This is a genomic window from Natranaerofaba carboxydovora (assembly GCF_022539405.1).
Taxonomy (GTDB): Bacteria; Bacillota; Natranaerobiia; order Natranaerobiales; family Natranaerofabaceae; genus Natranaerofaba; species Natranaerofaba carboxydovora.
Genome location: NZ_CP054394.1, coordinates 404,795 through 424,587, shown reverse-complemented (window position 1 = coordinate 424,587; position 19,793 = coordinate 404,795). Strand labels below are relative to the sequence as shown.

The following is a 19,793-nucleotide window of genomic DNA, read 5'->3' as shown; positions in this document are numbered from 1 at the left end:
CTTATTTTTGTTCCTCCCTACGCCTAGCCATTATCTGATTTTTTGCCAGACGAATGTGATGGAGCAAAAATCTTTTAGCTGGGCATATAAAAGTACAGCAGCCACATTCAATACAATCAAGAGCATTATACTCTTCTGCATCTTCATATCTTTCATGATCACTGTACTCAGCTATTCTATTTGGTAATAATGATATCGGACAACCATCAATACACCTACCACAGCTAATACAAGGACCTTCTTCAGGAAGCTCTACCTCTTTATCTGTTAAAAGAAGAATACCTGAAGTTCCTTTGATCACAGGAAAATGCGTAGTTGGCTGACTCATACCCATCATTGGACCACCCATGATAACTTTTTTGGTGTTATCAGTCATACCTCCACATTCCTTGATTACTTCAGATGCTAGTGTGCCAATTCTCACTAGCAAGTTCTGAGGTTCCTCAACACCACTTCCTGTGATTGTAACTACCCTCTCGTAAAGGGGAACTCCTTCTCTAATTGCTTTCGCGATAGCAACACAAGTTCCTGTGTTACTAACAATACATCCTACATCCATTGGGAGGCCACCAGAAGGCACCTGTCTATCTGTCACAGTTTCTATAAGCTGTTTCTCTGCACCTTGTGGGTATTTTACTTCTAGTTTAGCAACTTCGATGTTTTTATCATCTTTTACTAATTCATTGATTTTTTCTATTGCATCTGGTTTGTTTGCTTCAATCCCAATATAAGCATTGTGACAGTTTACTGTTTTCATGATAGCTTTTGTCCCATAGACAAGCTCTTCAGCATGCTCCACCATAGTCCTGTGATCTGATGTCAAGAAAGGCTCACATTCTGCTCCATTAATTATTATAGTATCTATTGGCTTGTCATCGGGCGGAGATAGCTTAACATGCGTCGGGAAAGTAGCTCCACCCATTCCAACTATCCCTGCTTCTTTAATGATATTCTTTAGATCATCTACAGAAAGGTCTTCTAGTTCACCATTGCCTTTAATGTCTGGATGTAACTCGTCTTGACCATCATTTTCAATAATGATAGTTGGCACTTCTGTTCCTAACGGATGAGTATAGTCTGTGATATCAATAACTTTGCCTGACACAGTTGCGTGTACAGGAGCCGAAACAAAACCTTGCCCTTCCCCAATCTTTTGCCCTAGCTTTACTTCTTCACCTTTTTCCACTAGGGGGGTACATGGGGCACCAATATGCTGTTGAAGTGGAATATAAACTTTTTCTGGAGCACTTGCTTTGGTTATTGGTTTCTGTGCCGATATTTTATAATGCCCCGGGTTGATCCCACCCTTAAAACTACTTGGTTCGATAACCATATTGCTTTTCACCCCTTTTCTATAATATAGTTTAGTCTAAAAAGTTAAAATTTTAAAAAAATCACCTGCCTTAGAAATTATACGTATTTGTTACGATAAAAACAAGTAAAAATAAAAACAATTAGACAAAAAAATATCGATTTACATGACAGTTTTTTTACTTCGATAATAAGTCAGTAAATCCTTCCTTTTTATAAATTTTATTTTAATTCTATTTTTAATTAATGATTATTTTTCAAACAGTTCCTAACAGGAGACACCACAAAGAAAGAACCACAGCAAACTAAGGCCAATTCACTATTTTTACCCTCAATAAATCCCATGGCCATATCAACTGCCTTATCTATATTTTCTTCTACAATAATGTTTTCCTCTGAAACATATTCTAAAGCATACTCAACTAAGTCTCCAGGAGTTTTAGCTCTAGGGTTATCAGGTGTGGTAAAAATCACATAAGTAGCTACGGGTAAAATTTCAGCTAGCATTTTTTCAACTTCTTTATCAGCTAGTACTCCTATCAACAATATTATATCTTTATAAGGGGACAAATTCTTTCGTATCTCATTTCCTAAACATCTAATTCCTTCCAAGTTGTGTGATGCATCTAATAATATAAAAGGCTCATCATTCAATATTTCCATTCTTCCAGGACATTTAGCTTTTTTTAGCCCCTCTCTAATATATATTAAAGGAATGTCAAAACCCAAAACTTTAAGAGCTTCTACTGTCGCAACAGCTAATGAAGCGTTTTTCATTTGATGTGACCCAAGTAGATTAATTTTCAAAGAATCCATCTCACGGCCATTTATACCTTTATAATCAAATAACTGCCCTTCCAAATTAGATTCAATATATTCATAAGAAAAGTCCTCTCTAATTTTGTATACTTTTGAGTTTTCTTCCATTGCCTTATCTTCGATTACTTTTAGTGCATTTTCATCTTCAATAGCTGTAACAACTGGAACGTTTTCTTTTATAATGCCCGCTTTTTCTGCTGCAATCTCTTCAACACTGTCTCCTAAAACATCTGTGTGTTCAAGACCTATATTGGTTATCACAGATAATGTAGGAGTTATTATATTTGTTGAATCGAGCCTCCCACCGAGGCCAACCTCTAATACAACAAAGTCCACTTTTTCTCTTGCAAAGTATAAAAAAGCTATAGCCGTTACTATTTCAAATTGAGTTGGATGACCATGTTTTTCGTGTAAGTTTTTATCCATTGCAATAGGTTTTACTTCCTCAATTAATCTTTCTAACACTTCATCTGGTATGTCTTTATCATTAATCCTAAACCTTTCATTAAAACGCTCCATAAAAGGAGAAGTAAAAAGCCCTACTTTATAACCCGTTTCTTTCAAAATACTGGCTATATACGATGAGGTAGAACCTTTACCATTTGTCCCACCGATATGAATATATTTCACTTCATCTTGTGGGTTACCAAGCTTATCCATTATATAGTCAACCCTAGATAAACCCGGTTTTTGGCCAAACTTACCAAGGCTCAAAATCCATTCAACGCCGGTATTACTGCTTTTATATATTTCATCTCCCATTTTATTTTCCTCCTTCATCCTGACTACAACAGCATTTTTTAGGACTATAATCATTTGCTTGTTTTGGTATATACCTTTAGCGAATATTGATTCTGATGCAAAAAGTCATATGAACAAAGTTTTGTTTTTAATTGGCAATACATCTTGATGAGGAAGCCTTATTTCGACTGCTGACAAATCTTAGATGTATCAATTAAAAACACTTTACTTTTGTGAATATACTTTTTACACCAGAGTCAATTCAGAAATTTGTAACAAATTATATGAGCTATGGGTATGTGCCAAACAAGTTATTCACTCTTTTACTTCATTGCTTTTAGCGATTCAAGCCGGTCTTTTACCTTTTCTAGACGCTCCTTATAATCTTTACCTTTCTCTCTTTCCTTATCGACTACATCTTTTGGCGCCTTATTTATGAAGTTTTCATTGGATAGTTTATTTTCAACCCTTGATACTTCATCTGATAATTCATTATATTGCTTTTCTAATCTCTCTATTTCTTCATCAAGGTTAATTAAGCCTTCAAGAGGCATATAAATTTCTGCTCCTCTAACTACCGCTGTAAGTGCTTTTTGAGGTTTGTCCTGTAGGTCTTTTACAAGATCAACAGGTTTTGCCCCTGCTAGGTTCTCTAGGTAAACTCTTCCATCTTCGAAGTTGTTATGATCTTCTTCACCCGAAACATGTACTATAATAGGTGATTCTTTAGCAGGAGGCAGATTTATCTCTCTTCTAAGATTTCTTACTGCTCTAATAGCTTCCATTAATTGTTCCATTTTTACCTTTGATGTTTTATCTTCAAACTCTGATGGTTTTGTAGGCCAGGAACTAATCATTATACTTTCGCCTTCAACGGGCAGTTTGTTCCATATTTCCTCGGAAATAAATGGCATAAAAGGATGAAGCAGTCGCAGTAGTTCATCTAAAACTTTCACCAGTACATTCTGTGTTATAGCTTTTTCTTCAGAAGTACCGTTATAAAGTTTGATCTTGGCCATCTCAATATACCAGTCACAGAACTGAGTCCAGATAAACTCATATAGTTCCTGGGCAGCTTCTCCCAACTCAAACTTATCAATTAAAGTGGTTACTTTGTCAATGACTTCCCCTAATTGGCTTAAAATCCACCTGTCAGCCAGGGTTAAGTTTTCATTATCCGGGGTGAGTTCTCTTTTTTCAAAATCCTCCAAATTCATCAAAGCAAACCTGGAGGCATTCCATATTTTATTGGCAAAGTTCCTGCTAGCTTCTACTCTATCATAAGAAAATCTCATATCATTACCCGGGGTATTACCAGTAACCAGGGTAAACCTAAGTGTATCTGCACCGTATTCGTCTATAACATCTAAGGGATCTATACCATTACCAAGGGATTTACTCATTTTTCTTCCATGAGCATCTCTAACAAGACCATGGATTAATACTTTTCTAAAAGGAGTTTCCCCCATAAATTCTAATCCGGAAAATATCATCCTGGCCACCCAAAAGAATATTATATCATAACCAGTAACAAGCACATCAGTAGGATAAAACTTTCTAAGGTCATCAGTATCCTCTGGCCAGCCCATTGTTGAGAAGGGCCAAAGAGCTGAGCTAAACCACGTATCCAAAACATCGGGGTCCTGCTCCAAATTGTTACCACCACAATCAGGGCACTCACCAGGTTCTTCTCTTGACACAATAGTTTTACCGCATTCGCAGTACCAGGCAGGAATTCTGTGCCCCCACCAAAGCTGACGCGAAATACACCAGTCTCTGATATTTTCCATCCAGTTCAAGTAAATCTTTTTAAATCTATCGGGTACAAACTCAGTTTTTCCCTCTTCCACAACATTTATGGCTGGTTCTGCAAGAGGTTTCATTTTGACAAACCACTGAGTACTATGAAGAGGCTCAACAACTGTATCACACCTTTGGCAGTGTCCTACTGCATGACTATAATCTTCTATATCAGCTATATAACCTTCTTTCTTTAGTTCCTCTTTAAGGGCTTTTCTGCACTCAAATCTATCCATACCGGCAAATTTCCCGGCTTCTTGCGTCATCTTTCCATCCTTCGCTATAACATCTACTTTTTCCAAATTATGGCGTTCCCCCATGTCAAAATCATTAGGGTCATGGGCAGGTGTCACCTTAACAGCACCAGAGCCAAATTCAGGATCCACATATTCGTCAAAAATTATCGGAATCTCTTTTTCTACAATTGGCAGTTTTACTTTTTTACCTTCTAAATGTTTATACCTTTCATCCGTTGGGTTAACAGCTACACCTGTATCACCTAGCATTGTTTCTACACGGGTCGTTGCTACTATAATTTCGCCGCTTCCATCAGTTAAAGGATACTTGATATGGGTCAAATCTCCTTCTTCATCAGAATGCTCAACTTCTATATCCGAAAGCGCTGTGTTACAGTTAGGACACCAGTTAATGATATAACTACCTTGATAGATCAGCCCTTTTTCATACAAAGAAACAAAAACTTCTTTCACAGCTTTGTTACAACCTTCATCCATGGTAAATCTTTCTCTTGACCAATCACAGGAGACACCTAATTTTTGCAGTTGACCTCTAATTCTATCATGATATTCTTCTTTCCAGTCCCAAACTTTATCTAAAAACTTTTCTCTACCAAGATCGTACTTGTTCTGTCCTTCTTCGGCTAAGTGGGCTTCTACTACAGTTTGAGTAGCAATACCGGCATGATCTGTCCCTGGCATCCACAAAGTGTCATAATTGTTCATTCTCTTGTATCTTATCAAAATATCCTGCAGGGTATTATCTAAAGCATGGCCCATATGTAAGGAGCCTGTTACATTAGGCGGTGGGATTACTATAGAAAACTTCTTCCTATCATCACCTTTCGCTTCAAAATAACCACCTTCTAACCAGTTCTCATACCATTTTGATTCTACTTTGTGTGGATCATACACTTTAGGTAAGTCCAAAGCCATATTGATTCACTCCTTTTATCCTATGTATTTTGCATCAAAAAAGCCCCCTTCATCCAAAAAGGACGAAAGAGGCATGCTTTCGCGGTACCACCTTTTTTCCCCATGTGTGGGGCTCTCTGTTTTAACGATGCTGTTAGTTAGCACCGGGCTTTCTTACTAATCATAAAAAGACACTTCAGAAAGCCATCTCCCGGGCGACGTTCAGCAGGTTTTGCTTAGGGTAGTCTCAGCCAAATTATACCCCTCTCTGTAAACATCCCCTGCCTACTCCTCCCGATCTTAGATTTTAATATATTTAATTAATCGCAACATAGTTTAAGTTTTGGTTCACGCTGTTCATTTAAAATATACTACCTAAATATACCTGTGTCAAGTTTAGAAATATCTCTCTATTAACCCTTCTAACATTCTTGCATGCCTTGCCTCATCATTAGATGACTCAAGGAAGTAGCTGCTTGTTTCATAAAGCTTCTCTTCCATAGCTTTATCGGCTGCTTCTTTCTTGCCTTTATTGGCAAAAGTCTCTCCTTCTAACATTTCCTTAAGGTTTTCCAAAGTACTTTCGTTTATCATCCCATTCAATTCAGCAAATCTTGCAGCGTGCTCCGCTTCCTCAAAAGCAATCCTCTTTAAACTTTCAGCAACTTCTGGATAACCTTCCCTTTGGGCCTGCCTTGCCATTGCAAGATATAGGCCTGTTTCCTGAGTTTCACCACTAAAATTTTGCTTAACAGCCATTTCAGCTCCTGTTCCTTTAGCCTCACCAAGAGTATTTGCCATTGTCAATTCATTTTTGGTAGTCATTATTTAACCCTCCCTTGTTTAAAATTAAATTTTTCACACCTGCTTATAGGTTTTCACCTGCTCATAGGTTTTACTTATAGATCAAAGAATTATATGCTAAAAATAACTCTTCCCCTAATTCCTCATTATTATTCTTAAATTCATTTAAGTAGACAAAAGTTGATCCTTCGTAATCTAATACCTCCCCTAACAGCACAAATTCCAAAGAAGATCTCATTAAATTAATCACACAATCTTCATCGTGATACATTTTGCAGTTTTTGCATTCTTTTAAGATTGTTCCTAGAGCCTCTACAACATTATCCTCTTCAAAAACCTTAGTATCAAAAAGAGGTAGTTTATCAAGCCCTCCATCAATATAAAATTCATCTCTTTCTAAAGCACCTCTAAGAGCATTCAATGAAAATCCAACTAAACTTACAGCACTTATATATTTTTACAAAATTTACATCCTCTAACATTTTTCTTTCTCCCCTTTTTGCTTATTATTAATATTAATTATCATTATAGTTATTTATTTAATGCTGTACTATAGAAAAATATATCGTGTCAAGGGGATTAGCAAAAAATTTAGTAACAAATTTTTCACATTAAAAATAAAAAAATTGCAGTTCTCCCTATCAAAAATGAGAGAACTACAATTATTATTTAAGGCATATAAATCGGATGATGTTACATAAAATTAATTATGACCTCTTTTAGTATCTTTTTTGTTCTGATAATGACCAATTATTAAAACATCTGATTTTGTTACTTTATCCATCAGCTTTTATTTATTGTCATTATTTTTTAGTTCATTTAGTATCTCTTTTAATAAGTCAACTTGTTCTTTTCTTAATTCATTAGCTTGTTTTGCAATTTCCATCTGATTATTTACATGCTTTTTTGTACCTATTATCATTTGAGCTGCTAAAATAGCAAGAATTACAATAAGAACAAACAATGGATCCATTTTATCAACCCCTTTATTGAATTGAAACCGCTCTATCAATTTTAGAGACTTCCATATATCTAAGCTTCTTTATCTTCTCCTGTTTTATTATAGAACTTAAAAAGAGACATAGTAAATATCAAAAGTAATCACTTATCGGAAACTACGTACCTATATAATGTGAATCTAGTCAATAACAAACTTATGGATCCACTGACTTAACGCAATTCTATAAATACAATATCCAATAATGCCACCAATAGTATTTAGAATTATATCATCAACATTAGCAGTCCTTGCTAATACAACCCCAAAGTAGGACAGAATTATTTGATAAATCTCTATGGTTAAAGAAGTTAAAGCTATATACAGAGAAATTTTCTTAATACTTTTAACATTCAATAGTACTGGCAAGTAAACTCCTAATGGTAGTAACATTATAAGATTATATAAAGATAATCTGATTGAGTTCCAGAAAAACCAATCATATCCACTGCGATTATACGCATAAATCCAATCTAAGATAAAATTAAATGGAACAATTTGATATGTTACTACTCTAAATTCTTCTTCTGTTGGCGGTATGTGTATTCCACCCGTTGTTATTTGCTTCTGTTGAAAATGATAATTGATGAACATAAATATCCTTAAGTTCATTAATTTTAACCCTTGAATTGATTATACAGTATCTGGCAATATCATCAAAGAAGGGTTTTAGTTAATAAGGAGGGGAAGATAATATTATCTTTTTTCCCTCTCTTTCTTTTTTGCATTTTTAAATTTAAAAGATTCTTTTATCTTATAATTATCTATCTTATGCTTAATTGTATATTTCCCTCGTTTGGCATTAATCATTCCACTTTCTGCTAATTTTCTTTTGCATCTTTCTTTGTTTTCGCTTTTCATTTTCTCTAAACTTAATTTAAGTCCCATAGCACTCGCAAGTTTAATGATTGTTTCTACATTAGGCACAACACCTTCGGTTTCTATTCTAGTTATAGCTGGTTGTTTTATACCTGTCCTTTTTTCTAAGTCCTTTTGAGTTAAGCCCAGCTCCAATCTTCGCTCAATAAGGTCAAGAATGAGATCAGACACTTTTGCTTCTTCCGGTATAATAGCATCTATTTTCTCTTTATGATCTTTCCAATCCATACTTTAAACCCCCTATTCAAAATTCCTCTGCCTTTTCTCACCATATTTAACCCAATCATTCATTCGTCTTTTAGCTTTATCGATTTCTCTCCTGGAAATTTTATCCTTCTTTTTTTTAAAGTGACTTAATAATACTATTTTATTGTCTTTCCAGGTGAAAAACAGTATTCGCTGACCTTTTGGTCTAAGTTCCCATATTTCGTCTTCTATGTGTCTCACATGAGGTAATCCAATTCTAGTACCGAATCTTTCCAACAATTTGTAAGAATGACGTATTTTCCTCAGCAACTGTTTTGATTCTTTGTTGGTTTCTGCCTGGCTTATCAATTCTTCAATAAATTCTCCAACAGGACTTTCCAGTTTATTATCCTTATAATATATAATCTCATACCCCATATTTTGTTTTTCCTCCAGAGTTTTTATAACACAAATGTTATTATGCCATCATTTTAACATAACACAACAAAAAGGCAAACCCTCTACGACTGTTATCTTATAGGGAAAAAAGTGTAAACAAATTGCTATTAAACACTTAGGGACGGTTGTCTTGACTTTAATTAAAGCAATACACAAAGCTACCGCTTTAAGGCACATAAAAATATCTAAAACGCCTTAGTACAATAACCACTAATATTCTTGCGACACGCCTGTAGCAGGTAGGTGTTTTAATCCACTTTTAACTGTTCAAAGTTATCATGTATTTTGCACTTAGGAAGAGAGTTTAGAAACACTTTGCCATAAGGCATTTTATGGATTCTGCAATCAAATACTGCAAAAATTCCACTATCATTTCTATGTCTTATCAACCGGCCAAATCCCTGTTTTAATTTTAGTACTGCTTCCGGTAAACTATATGAAAAAAAACTGTTTTTCCCCTGTTTTTCTAAATATTCTATTCTAGCCTTTATAAGGGGCTCATCAGGCACGGCAAATGGTAGTTTGTCCATCATCAAAAGACTCAAAGCTTCTCCTCTAACATCTATCCCTTCCCTAAAACTATCTGTTGCTAGTAAGATTGAATAGGTATCTTCTCTAAATTCTTTTAAAATTTCATTTTTACTTGCCTGGCCCTGGCGAAGCACTTTGTAATTCACTCTTTCTTTTAGCTCATTATAAACATAATCTAGCATCCTATAACTTGTAAAAAGAATCAAAGCTTTTCCTTGATTAAATTCAATTAAATTTAACATTCCCTCAATCAAAGCATCCTCATAGTTATTCTCATTTGGTTTGGGAAAGTTTTTGGGAACAAACACTGCACTTTGTTTTTTATAATCAAAAGGAGAAGGTATAATAACGCTCTTACAATCTTCTAGGCCTAACTTGCCTTTTATGTAATCAAATCTATCATCCACTGTAAGGGTAGCTGAAGTTAATATACATATATCCACATTCTTATAGAGGTATTCATTCAGATGCCATGAAGCATTAATAGGATTTGAATGTAGAGTATATTGATTTCTCTTATTATTCACCTCCACCCAGGAAACATAATCTTCTTTGGTGGTATCCAAAATAAAGTCCAGGTTGTTTTGGATTCTTCTAAATGCATTCGCCAAATTTTCTATTTTATCCGGGTTTTGAGCCTCCCTATTTATAAATCCTTCTACATAATAAGCTATTTTTTGTAAACTCCTTGACAGTTCAGAAAATCCTGATGGAGGATACTCCTTAAACAAATAGCTTTTAAAATGGTCTTTTCCAAGGTCATTAAAAAGCTTATGAACCTGTCTTTCTAACTTTAAAGACCGTTCAGATTCGAAGTCAGGTTCACCACCTAACAGCCTTTTCATTTCATAATTCCAGTACAAAATCTCTTTTCTTTGCACCTTGGCTCCAAAAGCATAAAGAGCCCTCTCTTCAAGATGATGAGCTTCATCAAATATAATACACTCATATTCAGGCAAAATCCCAAAGGATTCACCTACTTCAACCTTTAATTTTAGATCACTAAAGAAAAGATGGTGATTGGTTATTAATATGTGTGCATTTGCCCCTCTTCTTTTTTGTTTATTAACAAAACAGTCTTTAAAATTAAGGCACTTATATCCTAAACAGCTTTCACTATTAGATGATATCTCCTGCCAAATTTCAGTTGATATTTTCCCTTCAATCTCCTGCCAATCGCCGGTATTTGTTTTAGAAAACCACTCTTTTAGTAGTCTAGCTTCTTTTGTATCCACCAGGGTATGTTCATTATATTTGTCATAGTATTTATCAAGGCATACATAATTACTTCGACCTTTTATCAGTACTGCTTTTATCTCTTCTTCCCATAACTCATTTATTAAAGGTATTTCTTTATTTATAAGCTGTTCTTGAAGGGCAATTGTGGCAGTTGATATAACCACAGGACTATTAGAGTTTAAAACATACCAGCTTGCAGGAAAAAGATAGGCAAGTGACTTCCCTGTACCAGTACCCGCCTCTACCATAAGATAATTGCTATTATCAATTGCTTCTTTTACATATTCCATCATTTCTTTTTGAGCATCCCTAAACTCGAAATCTTCAAGGACATTTTTTATTGTATTTTGAAAAGAATCGCCATCTATTTCATTCAATTTCTCCTCCGCCAATATCATCCTCTCCTTCAACTACCTCTTCTAGTATCTCAAGAAGCTCTTCTTTTCCTTCTTTCGTTTCACTTGAAAATGGAAGGATCAATTGATCTTCATCAAAACCCAAAGTATTTTTTATTTCTTTCATTTTCTTATGCCTGTCCTTTCTTTTTACTTTATCATATTTTGTTGCTATAACCATTACAGGTCGTTCATGATAAAGTAAAAAATCAAGCATCTGTATATCTTTATCAGTAGGACCAACTTTGGCATCAATCAATAATATACAAAGTTCCAAATTAGTTCTATTAATTAAGTAACTCTCAATAAGTTTTTTCCAGTCTTTTTGCATCTTTTTAGAGACCTTTGCAAAACCATACCCGGGTAGATCAACAAAGTAAAATTTATTGTTTATCAAAAAAAAATTCAAAGCCCTGGTTTTGCCTGGCTTTTTACTGGTATAAGAAAGCTTTTTGATATTTGCAAGGGTGTTAAGCAGCGAAGATTTCCCTACATTTGACCTGCCCATTATACAAATCTCAGGCAGGCCGTGTTCAAAGAGTTCATTAACATTAAACACTCGTTTAACAAATTCTGCAGTTTTTATTTTCATTATTTTGTTCCCTCCCTTATATCAACAGGGAAAACGAAATCATAAATCTCTTCCATGGTTTCTACAAAAATAAAATCCATCGCTCTGATTATATTTTTAGGAAGTTCTTTTAAATCTATTTCATTTTCCTTCGGCAGTACAATATTTTTAATCCCGGACCGATGTGCTGCAAGCACCTTTTCTTTGATACCTCCAACAGGAAGTACACGCCCTCTAAGGGTAACTTCCCCTGTCATAACTACATCTTTTTTCACGGGTATATCTACAAGAGCAGACGTCAGGGCAAGGGCCATTGTAACTCCAGCAGAGGGGCCATCTTTTGGAATAGCACCTCTTGGCACATGAATATGAATATCCTTACTTTCAAATATATTTTCATCAATATTCAATTTGCCAGCAAGGGAGCGAACGTAACTAAGGGCTGCTTGAGCTGATTCCTGCATTACATCTCCAAGCTGTCCTGTAAGTGTTAAGTTTCCTTTCCCTTTAACCAGGTTAACTTCTACTTCTAATATATCTCCCCCTGTTTCAGTCCAGGATACACCTGTACAAACTCCGACTTCATTTTCCCTTATTATGGCTCCATATCTATATCTAGGCACACCCAAATATTTTTCTAGATTTTGAAGAGTAATTCTCTTACTAACTTCTGATTTAGAATCCTTTGCAGTTATTTTAGCAATTTTTCTGCACAAAGCAGCTAGCTCTCGCTCCAAATTTCTAACTCCTGCTTCTCTTGTGTATTCTCTTATTATTTTTTTAAGAGCACTTTCCGATAGAATTATTTGATTTTCTTTCAGACCATGTTCTTTTATCTGCCTGGGCAATAAATATTTTTTAGCTATTTCTAATTTTTCTTCTTCTGTATAACTTTGAATATCAATTACTTCCATTCTGTCCACCAGAGGTGCGGGTATATTATATAATGCATTAGCAGTTGTAATGAACATAACTTCTGAAAGATCAAAGGGGATCTCAATAAAATGGTCACTGTAAGATTTATTTTGTTGTGGGTCAAGTATCTCAAGTAATGCTGCAGAGGGATCTCCTCGAAAATCTCTGGTCATTTTATCAATCTCATCTAATAGAAATACTGGATTTTTGGTTCCCGCCTGTCTTATCCCCTGTATTATTCTTCCTGGCATGGCACCAACATAAGTTTTCCTATGGCCTTTTATTTCGGCTTCATCTCTAACCCCTCCGAGAGAAACTCTTATATATTCCCGGTCAAGAGATCTAGCTATGGATTTAGCCAGGGATGTTTTACCTACACCCGGAGGGCCAACAAAACAAATAATAGGCCCCTTAAGGTCTTTAGATAGCTCTTTGACAGCTAAGTATTCTATTATCCTTTCTTTTACTTTCTTTAAACCATAATGGTCTTCTTCAAGTATCCTTTCAGTTTCATTTAAATCTATTTTTTCTTTTGATTTGACTTCCCATGGTAAAGATAAAACCCAATCAAGGTAGTTTCTTATCACCATACCTTCTGCAGCTGAAGGTGGCATTTTTTCTAATCTACCTACTTCTTTTGCGAGCTTATCCTTCACCACTTCAGGCATATTTGCCTCATTTATTTTCTTTTTATAATCATCAATTTCACTTGTACCATCTTCAGCTTCTCCTAGCTCTTTTTTTATCGCTTTGAGTTGTTCCCTCAAATAATGCTCCCGCTGGCTTTTTTCTAGCTGTTCTTTAATTTTTTTATTAATTTCCTGTTCAATCTGATATACTTCAATCTCTTTTACAAGAATTTCGTTAACCTTCTCCAAACGCTCACCTATTGATAGTGTTTCCAATATCTCCTGCTTTTTTGAAATATTTAGGTTTAAGTTGCCTGCAATTATATCTGATATCTTACCGGGGTCGTTGATAGAATCTACACTTTCAACTACTTCTTTAGGCACACTTTTATCTAGTTTAACATATTTATCAAAATGTTTTCTTACACTCCTATATAGAGCCTTAGATTTGGAGTTTGGCTCTATCTCTTTCTCATCTTCTTCCGAGTACTCTTCGATTAGCGCTCTATAAAAAGGATCTTCACAAGTATATTTAACTATTCTTCCCCTTCTAACACCTTCTACTAATACCCTTATATTTTTACCTGACAGTCTTGTCATCTGCTTAATTTTTGCAACTGTACCAAAAGTATTCAAGTCCTCTGGTCTTGGCTCATCTATTTCCGGATTCTTTTGGGTAGTTAAAAATATTTTATCACCTTCAACCATCGCTTTTTCTAAAGCGGTAATAGAACACTCTCTTCCTACATCCAGGTGTAATACTGTATTAGGAAAAACCAGTATTCCTCTTAAAGGCATCAACGGATACCCTGACGATGTTTGACTGTCTTTCAAAAGGCTCCCTCCCCAACTACTTTAAGTACAACTCCCAATGTTTTATTCAATGTTTCTAACAAAAAAACCTTTTTTGATTATATGAAAAAATCTAACCCATAGCAGGCGTAATTTCACTTTCATTTTGTGGTTCAAATATTATATCAAACACCTCTTCAACTCTTGAAACAGGAACAATTTCAATCTGATCATATTCTTCAAAAATCCTTTGAAAATTCTGTTCAGGAATAAGTATCCTCCTGGCACCTCCAGAGGCTGCTGCCTCTATTTTGGCCTTGACGCCACCAACTGGTTTTATAGCTCCTCTTAAAGAAACCTCACCTGTCATTGCTGTTTTATTATCCACCGGCTTATTTGTAACTGCCGAATAAACCGATACAGCAATCGCTACCCCCGCAGATGGTCCATCTACTGGAATTCCACCGGGAAAATTCAGATAAATATCGTAGTCTGAAGGAACTATATCCAAATGCCTTCTTAAAAAACTAAGCACATTTTCAACAGAACTTTTAGCCATACTTTTTCGTTTTATCACCCTTCTGCTATCACCCATCTCCTCTTCTTCCACAGCACCCATAATATTTATTTTACCTTCCTTAGATTCTGATTTAAATGATAATGATTCTATCTCTAATAATTTACCACTATTTGATCCATAAACTGCTAGGGCATTTGCTACACCAATTTTATAAGATTCCTCTAAGTACTCACTTCTTTTAGCAACAATTTGGCTTGTATTAATTACCCATTCCACATCTTTTACCAAGATCTTATTTCTACCTTCTTCCCTTGTTAGTCCTGCCGCAATCTGGATTATATTCACAGCTTCTCTACCGTTACCAGCATACAGGGCAACATAATTTAATGCCTCTTTTTCAATATTATAGCCAACTTTTTGACAAGTGTTCTCACATATTGTTTTTATATTATCGGGTGATAAATCCTTAAAGAAAATCTCTATACAACGACTCCTTATTGCAGAAGGTATTTCTGAGGGACTTTTAGTAGTTGCACCGATCAATCTAAAATCAGCCGGATATCCCTGCTGGAAAATTTCATGTATATGTGAGGGACATTTTGGGTCTTCAGAGCTATAATATGCACTTTCCAAGAAAACTTTTCTATCTTCAAGCACTTTTAACAGCCTGTTCATCTGAAGGGGATGGAGTTCACCGATCTCATCCAAAAACAATATACCTCCATGAGCTTTGGTTACTGCTCCTGGTTTTGGCTGAGGAATACCTGCAACGCCCATTGCCCCGGCACCCTGGTAAATAGGATCGTGTACCGATCCAAGAAGTGGATCGGCTATACCTCGCTCATCAAACCTGGCTGTAGTTGCATCTAGCTCTATAAATTTTGCATTTTCTTTAAATGGAGACTCGAGATTTTTCTTAGCTTCTTCAAGGATAAGCCTTGCTGCGGCTGTCTTACCTGTTCCAGGTGGGCCATATACCAAAACATGCTGTGGGTTGCTACCACAAAGGGCTGCCCTCAAACTTTTCAGGCCTTCTTCTTGACCTACTATCTCACTAAATTCTGTAGGCCTTGTTTTTTCTGATAGGGGTTTTGTGAGTGAGATTTGCTTCAACTTCCTTAATTTATCCATTTGTTTTTTTGACTCTTTTTCTATTGTAGTTTTATTGTTCTTCTGGCTTTTTAGTTGATTCCAAAAATAAAGGCCTATTACAACTGCGAAAAAGAATTGTACTAGGCCAAGTACAGTCCATAACCCTGTCAATATTAATCCCCCTTCTTATTGTACTAAAATTTAATTTGATATTTATTATGGCTTTATTTTTTTAAATTTATAACAGGGGGAAATTAAAAATAACAAAAAAGAGGCCTCACAGCCTCTTTTTTGTTATTTTTTTCTTAGTATAATTTGTGAATAGACTTTTTGCAGTAGAATCTATTTTCTCTATGCAGATTCATCTGTTCTATCCTGCTTTTTTACAACCACTGGTTCATCTCCATTTTCAACAACTTCTTTTGTTATAATGCATTTCTCAATGTTTTCATCAGATGGAGTCTCATACATAATGTCATTTAATATCTCTTCAATTATAGCTCTAAGCCCTCTAGCACCAGTTCTTCTACTAATAGCCTCTCTTGCTATAGCTCTCAGAGCTTCTTCATTTATTTCCAGGTTTACCCCGTCAACCTCAAATAGTTTTTGGTACTGCTTAACCAGAGCATTCTTAGGCTCAGTAAGAATTCTAACAAGTGCCTCTTCGTCTAGAGAATGTAGCGAAGATATAACCGGTATCCTACCAATAAACTCTGGTATCAAACCATATTTCATCAAATCCTGCGGCATCGCTTTGGCAAGAATCTTATCATTGTTCTCTTCTTCAGCAGTTTTTATCTCTGCACCAAAACCTATGCCTTTTTGACCAATACGGTTTTGAATTACTTTTTCTATTCCATCAAAAGCTCCACCACAGATAAACAATATATTTGTTGTATCTATCTGGATAAACTCTTGATGAGGATGTTTTCTGCCTCCCTGTGGAGGTACACTTGCTGAAGTCCCTTCAAGTATCTTTAGAAGTGCCTGCTGAACACCCTCTCCAGATACATCCCTTGTAATAGAAGGATTATCGGTTTTTCTGGCTACTTTATCAATTTCATCAATGTATACTATACCTTTTTCGGCCTTCTCGACATCGTAGTCAGAAGCTTGAATTAGTTTTAATAGTATATTTTCAACGTCTTCTCCGACATACCCTGCTTCAGTTAGTGAAGTAGCATCAGCTATTGCAAAAGGAACATTCAATATTTTTGCAAGTGTCTGAGCTAATAGAGTTTTACCAACACCAGTTGGACCTAAAAGCAGTATATTACTCTTTTGAACTTCAACTTCATCATTCTCTTCCTTTTTATCCGCACCTACTCTTTTGTAGTGATTGTAAACTGCTACTGAAAGAGCTTTTTTAGCCCTTTCTTGACCGATAACATACTGTTCTAATATGTCATATATCTCTTTCGGTTTTGGAATTGTAGAAGTTTCAAGCTCTGCATCTTCGCTCAACTCTTCTTCGATTATCTCATTGCAAAGTTCAATACATTCATCACAGATATATACTCCTGGTCCTGCCACCAACTTTTTAACCTGCTCTTGTGTCTTTCCACAAAAAGAGCATTTCAACCTACCCTTTTCATCATTAAGTTTAAACATTCAATTCACCTCTCTAAAAATACTACTTATTTGGGAGGACGATCCAAAATCTTGTCAATAATGCCATAGTCCTTGGCTTCCTCCCCGGACATGAAAAAGTCTCTATCTGTATCCTGCTGTATCTTTTCTAGATTTTGCCCTGTATGATGAGATAGTATATTGTTCAGTCTTTCTTTAGTTTTTACAATTTCTTTTGCATGGATTTCCACGTCTGTAGCTTGACCCTGGGCACCACCCATAGGCTGATGAATCATAATCCTTGAATTAGGCAGGCAAAATCTTTTTTCTGGAGTGCCTGCTGTAAGAAGAACTGCCCCCATACTTGCAGCAAGACCAACACAAATTGTTGAGATGTTAGGTTTAATATACTGCATCGTATCGTATATAGCAAGCCCTGCGTGTACGTGTCCTCCAGGAGAGTTTATATAAAGATGTATGTCCTTATCTGGATTGTCTGATTCTAAAAATAATAACTGTGCAATCACTGAATTTGCAATCTGATCATTTATGCTAGTTCCTACAAAAATTATTCTATCTTTTAAGAGCCTTGAATATATATCATAAGCTCTTTCTCCCCTACTAGTCTGTTCAACAACCATAGGTACAAGATTCATTAAAAACCCCTCCTTTATATTATATCCTTTTTCATATTTAATCTTTAATATTCTTCTTTGCTAATATTCTTTCTCCTTTTAAACTTCTTACCTTTAAATTTAAGAATCTTTGGAGTCAACATTTTCAGCAGATTCAGTTTTCTTATCAGCAGCCTCTGACTCTTCATTAGCTTCAGCTTCTTCAGCTTCCTTTTTCTTCTCTTCAGGGTCTACTTCTTTTACTTCAGCCTTCTCGACTAAAAATTCAATTGCTTTTCTAAGGGCCTTCTCTTTCTTTAGCATATCTAGTTGACCTTGAGCCTCTAAAACAGTCCTTATCTGCTCTGGCTCTTGATTATGCATCTCGGCAATTCTATTTATCTCTTCTGTCACTTCGTCATCACTGGCCTCAATTCCTTCTTCTTCTACTATTGCTTCAAGGACCTGCTGAGTTTTTACTCTTCCTTCTGCGCTACCTTTGAATTGTTCTTTGAAGGATTCTTTGTCGGTGCCTGATAATTTATAATATTTCTCAAGGTCTAATCCTTGTGCTCGTAAATTCTGTTCAAATTCTCCTACCATTCTATCTGCTTCTTGATCAATCATGGGCTCTGGTATATTTACTTCTGCATTTTCTGTTACTTTAGCAATCACTTGTTCCTCTACAGAGTTATGTGCCTGCTGCTCGGCAGACTCTACTAATTTGTTTCTAATATCTTCTTTTAATTCCTCTAGAGTATCAAATTCACTAACATCCTTAGCAAAATCATCGTCTAATGGCAAAAGCTTTTTCTTTTTAATTTCATTTACTTTAACCTCGAAGACAACTTCCTGTCCGGCAAGTTCCTCATTACCATAGTCTTCAGGCATTTTTATATTTATTTCCTTTTCATCACCTGTTTTTAAACCTACTAATTCTTCTTCAAATCCTGGTACTAACTGACCTGCTCCAAGCTCGATATTATAATTTTCTGCTTCTCCTCCATCAAAAGCTTCGCCATTCAAATAACCTTTGAAGTCTATAACCAGCCTGTCGCCCATTTCGGCTTCCCCATCATCTACTTTTTCATACTCTGCATGTTTTTCCTGCGTTTCTTTTAATTTAGCTTCTACGTCTTCTTCTGAAATTTCTACTTTTTCTTTTTCTGCTTCTACACCCTTATATTCTCCAAGCTCCACCTTTGGCTTGACAAGTACAGTAGCAGTAAACTTACATGGACTTCCTTTTTCGATTTCTATCACATCTATCTCTGGTTGGGCTACCGGTTCTATCTCATTCTCCTGTACAGCTTCTCTATACGCATTTGGTACTATGTACTCCAAAGCTTCTTCATACAAAACTTCAGGACCAAATTTTTGTTCCAAGATTTTGCGTGGTACTTTACCTTTTCTAAACCCGGGTATATTTACCTGCTTCTTAACCTTATTATACGCTTTTTCTAAAGCATCTTCCACCTGTTCTTCATCCACTTCAATAGTTAGTTTCACTTTGTTCTCTTCTATCTTTTCACAGTTACTTTTCATTATGCCTCCTCCTTACACTATGTATTCTTTTTTATAACAAAACACTATTATAATACCTTACCTCGACGATTATATCACAATATTATTAACCGGCAAAACCCTTCTAATATGATAACACAATAATGTGGTAACATAATATAAAAAAACGCCGCTATAAACCTGGCGGCTTTGATTTCACTTTAATTATAGCACACTTCAAATATGTTTTAAATCTTAACTTAAATAATAAAAACC

Annotated in this window: 16 protein-coding genes and 1 other annotated feature; all 16 genes read right to left on the bottom strand. The window is 35.5% G+C overall.

What is annotated here, in order from left to right:
- Position 1: 1 nt before the first annotated feature.
- The 16 genes from rsxC to tig all read right to left on the bottom strand — a co-directional run bounded on the left by rsxC (position 2) and on the right by tig (position 19,559).
- Positions 2-1,333, bottom strand: a complete 1,332-nt coding sequence (gene rsxC, locus ACONDI_RS01960) for an electron transport complex subunit RsxC (protein ID WP_241079814.1) — start codon at positions 1,331-1,333, stop codon at positions 2-4.
- A 221-nt stretch (positions 1,334-1,554) separates the two neighbouring features.
- The gene (locus ACONDI_RS01955) at positions 1,555-2,892 is read right to left on the bottom strand and encodes a bifunctional folylpolyglutamate synthase/dihydrofolate synthase (protein WP_241079813.1); all 1,338 of its coding nucleotides are present in this window, start codon (positions 2,890-2,892) and stop codon (positions 1,555-1,557) included.
- Positions 2,893-3,194: 302 nt separating this feature from the next.
- The gene (locus ACONDI_RS01950) at positions 3,195-5,843 is read right to left on the bottom strand and encodes a valine--tRNA ligase (protein ID WP_241079812.1); all 2,649 of its coding nucleotides are present in this window, start codon (positions 5,841-5,843) and stop codon (positions 3,195-3,197) included.
- A 55-nt stretch (positions 5,844-5,898) separates the two neighbouring features.
- Positions 5,899-6,133, bottom strand: a binding site (T-box leader).
- A gap of 85 nt (positions 6,134-6,218) precedes the next feature.
- On the bottom strand, positions 6,219-6,647 hold the full coding sequence (locus tag ACONDI_RS01945) for a ferritin-like domain-containing protein (protein WP_241079811.1): 429 nt from the start codon (positions 6,645-6,647) through the stop codon (positions 6,219-6,221).
- 70 nt (positions 6,648-6,717) lie between these two features.
- Positions 6,718-7,047 (bottom strand): hypothetical protein, encoded by a 330-nt coding sequence (locus ACONDI_RS01940; RefSeq protein ID WP_241079810.1) that lies wholly within the window; start codon positions 7,045-7,047, stop codon positions 6,718-6,720.
- 369 nt (positions 7,048-7,416) lie between these two features.
- Positions 7,417-7,599: a hypothetical protein gene (locus tag ACONDI_RS01935; protein WP_241079809.1), complete on the bottom strand. Its 183-nt coding sequence runs from the start codon at positions 7,597-7,599 to the stop codon at positions 7,417-7,419.
- A gap of 165 nt (positions 7,600-7,764) precedes the next feature.
- On the bottom strand, positions 7,765-8,235 hold the full coding sequence (locus tag ACONDI_RS01930) for a VanZ family protein (protein ID WP_241079808.1): 471 nt from the start codon (positions 8,233-8,235) through the stop codon (positions 7,765-7,767).
- Positions 8,236-8,319: 84 nt separating this feature from the next.
- Positions 8,320-8,730 carry a helix-turn-helix domain-containing protein gene (locus ACONDI_RS01925; protein ID WP_241079807.1) on the bottom strand — a complete coding sequence of 137 codons (411 nt, stop codon included), beginning with the start codon at positions 8,728-8,730 and terminating at the stop codon, positions 8,320-8,322.
- Positions 8,731-8,742: 12 nt separating this feature from the next.
- Positions 8,743-9,126 carry a type II toxin-antitoxin system RelE/ParE family toxin gene (locus ACONDI_RS01920; protein ID WP_241079806.1) on the bottom strand — a complete coding sequence of 128 codons (384 nt, stop codon included), beginning with the start codon at positions 9,124-9,126 and terminating at the stop codon, positions 8,743-8,745.
- Positions 9,127-9,395: 269 nt separating this feature from the next.
- Positions 9,396-11,309 (bottom strand): ATP-dependent DNA helicase, encoded by a 1,914-nt coding sequence (locus ACONDI_RS01915; protein WP_241079805.1) that lies wholly within the window; start codon positions 11,307-11,309, stop codon positions 9,396-9,398.
- Positions 11,287-11,904 carry a ribosome biogenesis GTP-binding protein YihA/YsxC gene (gene yihA, locus ACONDI_RS01910; protein ID WP_241079804.1) on the bottom strand — a complete coding sequence of 206 codons (618 nt, stop codon included), beginning with the start codon at positions 11,902-11,904 and terminating at the stop codon, positions 11,287-11,289. The genes ACONDI_RS01915 and yihA overlap by 23 nt, the downstream gene beginning before the upstream one ends.
- Positions 11,904-14,225, bottom strand: a complete 2,322-nt coding sequence (gene lon, locus ACONDI_RS01905; RefSeq protein WP_420848173.1) for an endopeptidase La — start codon at positions 14,223-14,225, stop codon at positions 11,904-11,906. Before lon ends, yihA begins: the two co-directional genes overlap by 1 nt.
- A 127-nt stretch (positions 14,226-14,352) precedes the next feature.
- Positions 14,353-16,002, bottom strand: coding sequence for an ATP-dependent protease LonB (lonB, locus tag ACONDI_RS01900; RefSeq protein ID WP_241079802.1), 1,650 nt, complete (start codon positions 16,000-16,002; stop codon positions 14,353-14,355).
- A gap of 180 nt (positions 16,003-16,182) precedes the next feature.
- Positions 16,183-17,442: an ATP-dependent Clp protease ATP-binding subunit ClpX gene (clpX, locus tag ACONDI_RS01895; RefSeq protein ID WP_241079801.1), complete on the bottom strand. Its 1,260-nt coding sequence runs from the start codon at positions 17,440-17,442 to the stop codon at positions 16,183-16,185.
- 26 nt (positions 17,443-17,468) lie between these two features.
- Positions 17,469-18,056: an ATP-dependent Clp endopeptidase proteolytic subunit ClpP gene (gene clpP / locus ACONDI_RS01890; RefSeq protein WP_241079800.1), complete on the bottom strand. Its 588-nt coding sequence runs from the start codon at positions 18,054-18,056 to the stop codon at positions 17,469-17,471.
- A 99-nt stretch (positions 18,057-18,155) separates the two neighbouring features.
- Positions 18,156-19,559 (bottom strand): trigger factor, encoded by a 1,404-nt coding sequence (gene tig / locus ACONDI_RS01885; protein ID WP_241079799.1) that lies wholly within the window; start codon positions 19,557-19,559, stop codon positions 18,156-18,158.
- Between the last annotated feature and the right edge of the window lie 234 nt (positions 19,560-19,793).

What these genes read in the sequence shown, in the direction of transcription:
- ACONDI_RS01930 (WP_241079808.1), bottom strand. Translation starts at nt 8,235, where the DNA reads ATGAACTTAAGGATATTTATGTTCATCAATTATCATTTTCAACAGAAG.
- clpP (WP_241079800.1), bottom strand. Translation starts at nt 18,056, where the DNA reads ATGAATCTTGTACCTATGGTTGTTGAACAGACTAGTAGGGGAGAAAGA.
- ACONDI_RS01925 (WP_241079807.1), bottom strand. Translation starts at nt 8,730, where the DNA reads ATGGATTGGAAAGATCATAAAGAGAAAATAGATGCTATTATACCGGAA.
- ACONDI_RS01920 (WP_241079806.1), bottom strand. Translation starts at nt 9,126, where the DNA reads ATGGGGTATGAGATTATATATTATAAGGATAATAAACTGGAAAGTCCT.
- yihA (WP_241079804.1), bottom strand. Translation starts at nt 11,904, where the DNA reads ATGAAAATAAAAACTGCAGAATTTGTTAAACGAGTGTTTAATGTTAAT.
- ACONDI_RS01950 (WP_241079812.1), bottom strand. Translation starts at nt 5,843, where the DNA reads ATGGCTTTGGACTTACCTAAAGTGTATGATCCACACAAAGTAGAATCA.
- ACONDI_RS01955 (WP_241079813.1), bottom strand. Translation starts at nt 2,892, where the DNA reads ATGGGAGATGAAATATATAAAAGCAGTAATACCGGCGTTGAATGGATT.
- rsxC (WP_241079814.1), bottom strand. Translation starts at nt 1,333, where the DNA reads ATGGTTATCGAACCAAGTAGTTTTAAGGGTGGGATCAACCCGGGGCAT.
- lon (WP_420848173.1), bottom strand. Translation starts at nt 14,225, where the DNA reads ATGCCTTTAAGAGGAATACTGGTTTTTCCTAATACAGTATTACACCTG.
- tig (WP_241079799.1), bottom strand. Translation starts at nt 19,559, where the DNA reads ATGAAAAGTAACTGTGAAAAGATAGAAGAGAACAAAGTGAAACTAACT.
- ACONDI_RS01945 (WP_241079811.1), bottom strand. Translation starts at nt 6,647, where the DNA reads ATGACTACCAAAAATGAATTGACAATGGCAAATACTCTTGGTGAGGCT.
- ACONDI_RS01935 (WP_241079809.1), bottom strand. Translation starts at nt 7,599, where the DNA reads ATGGATCCATTGTTTGTTCTTATTGTAATTCTTGCTATTTTAGCAGCT.
- clpX (WP_241079801.1), bottom strand. Translation starts at nt 17,442, where the DNA reads ATGTTTAAACTTAATGATGAAAAGGGTAGGTTGAAATGCTCTTTTTGT.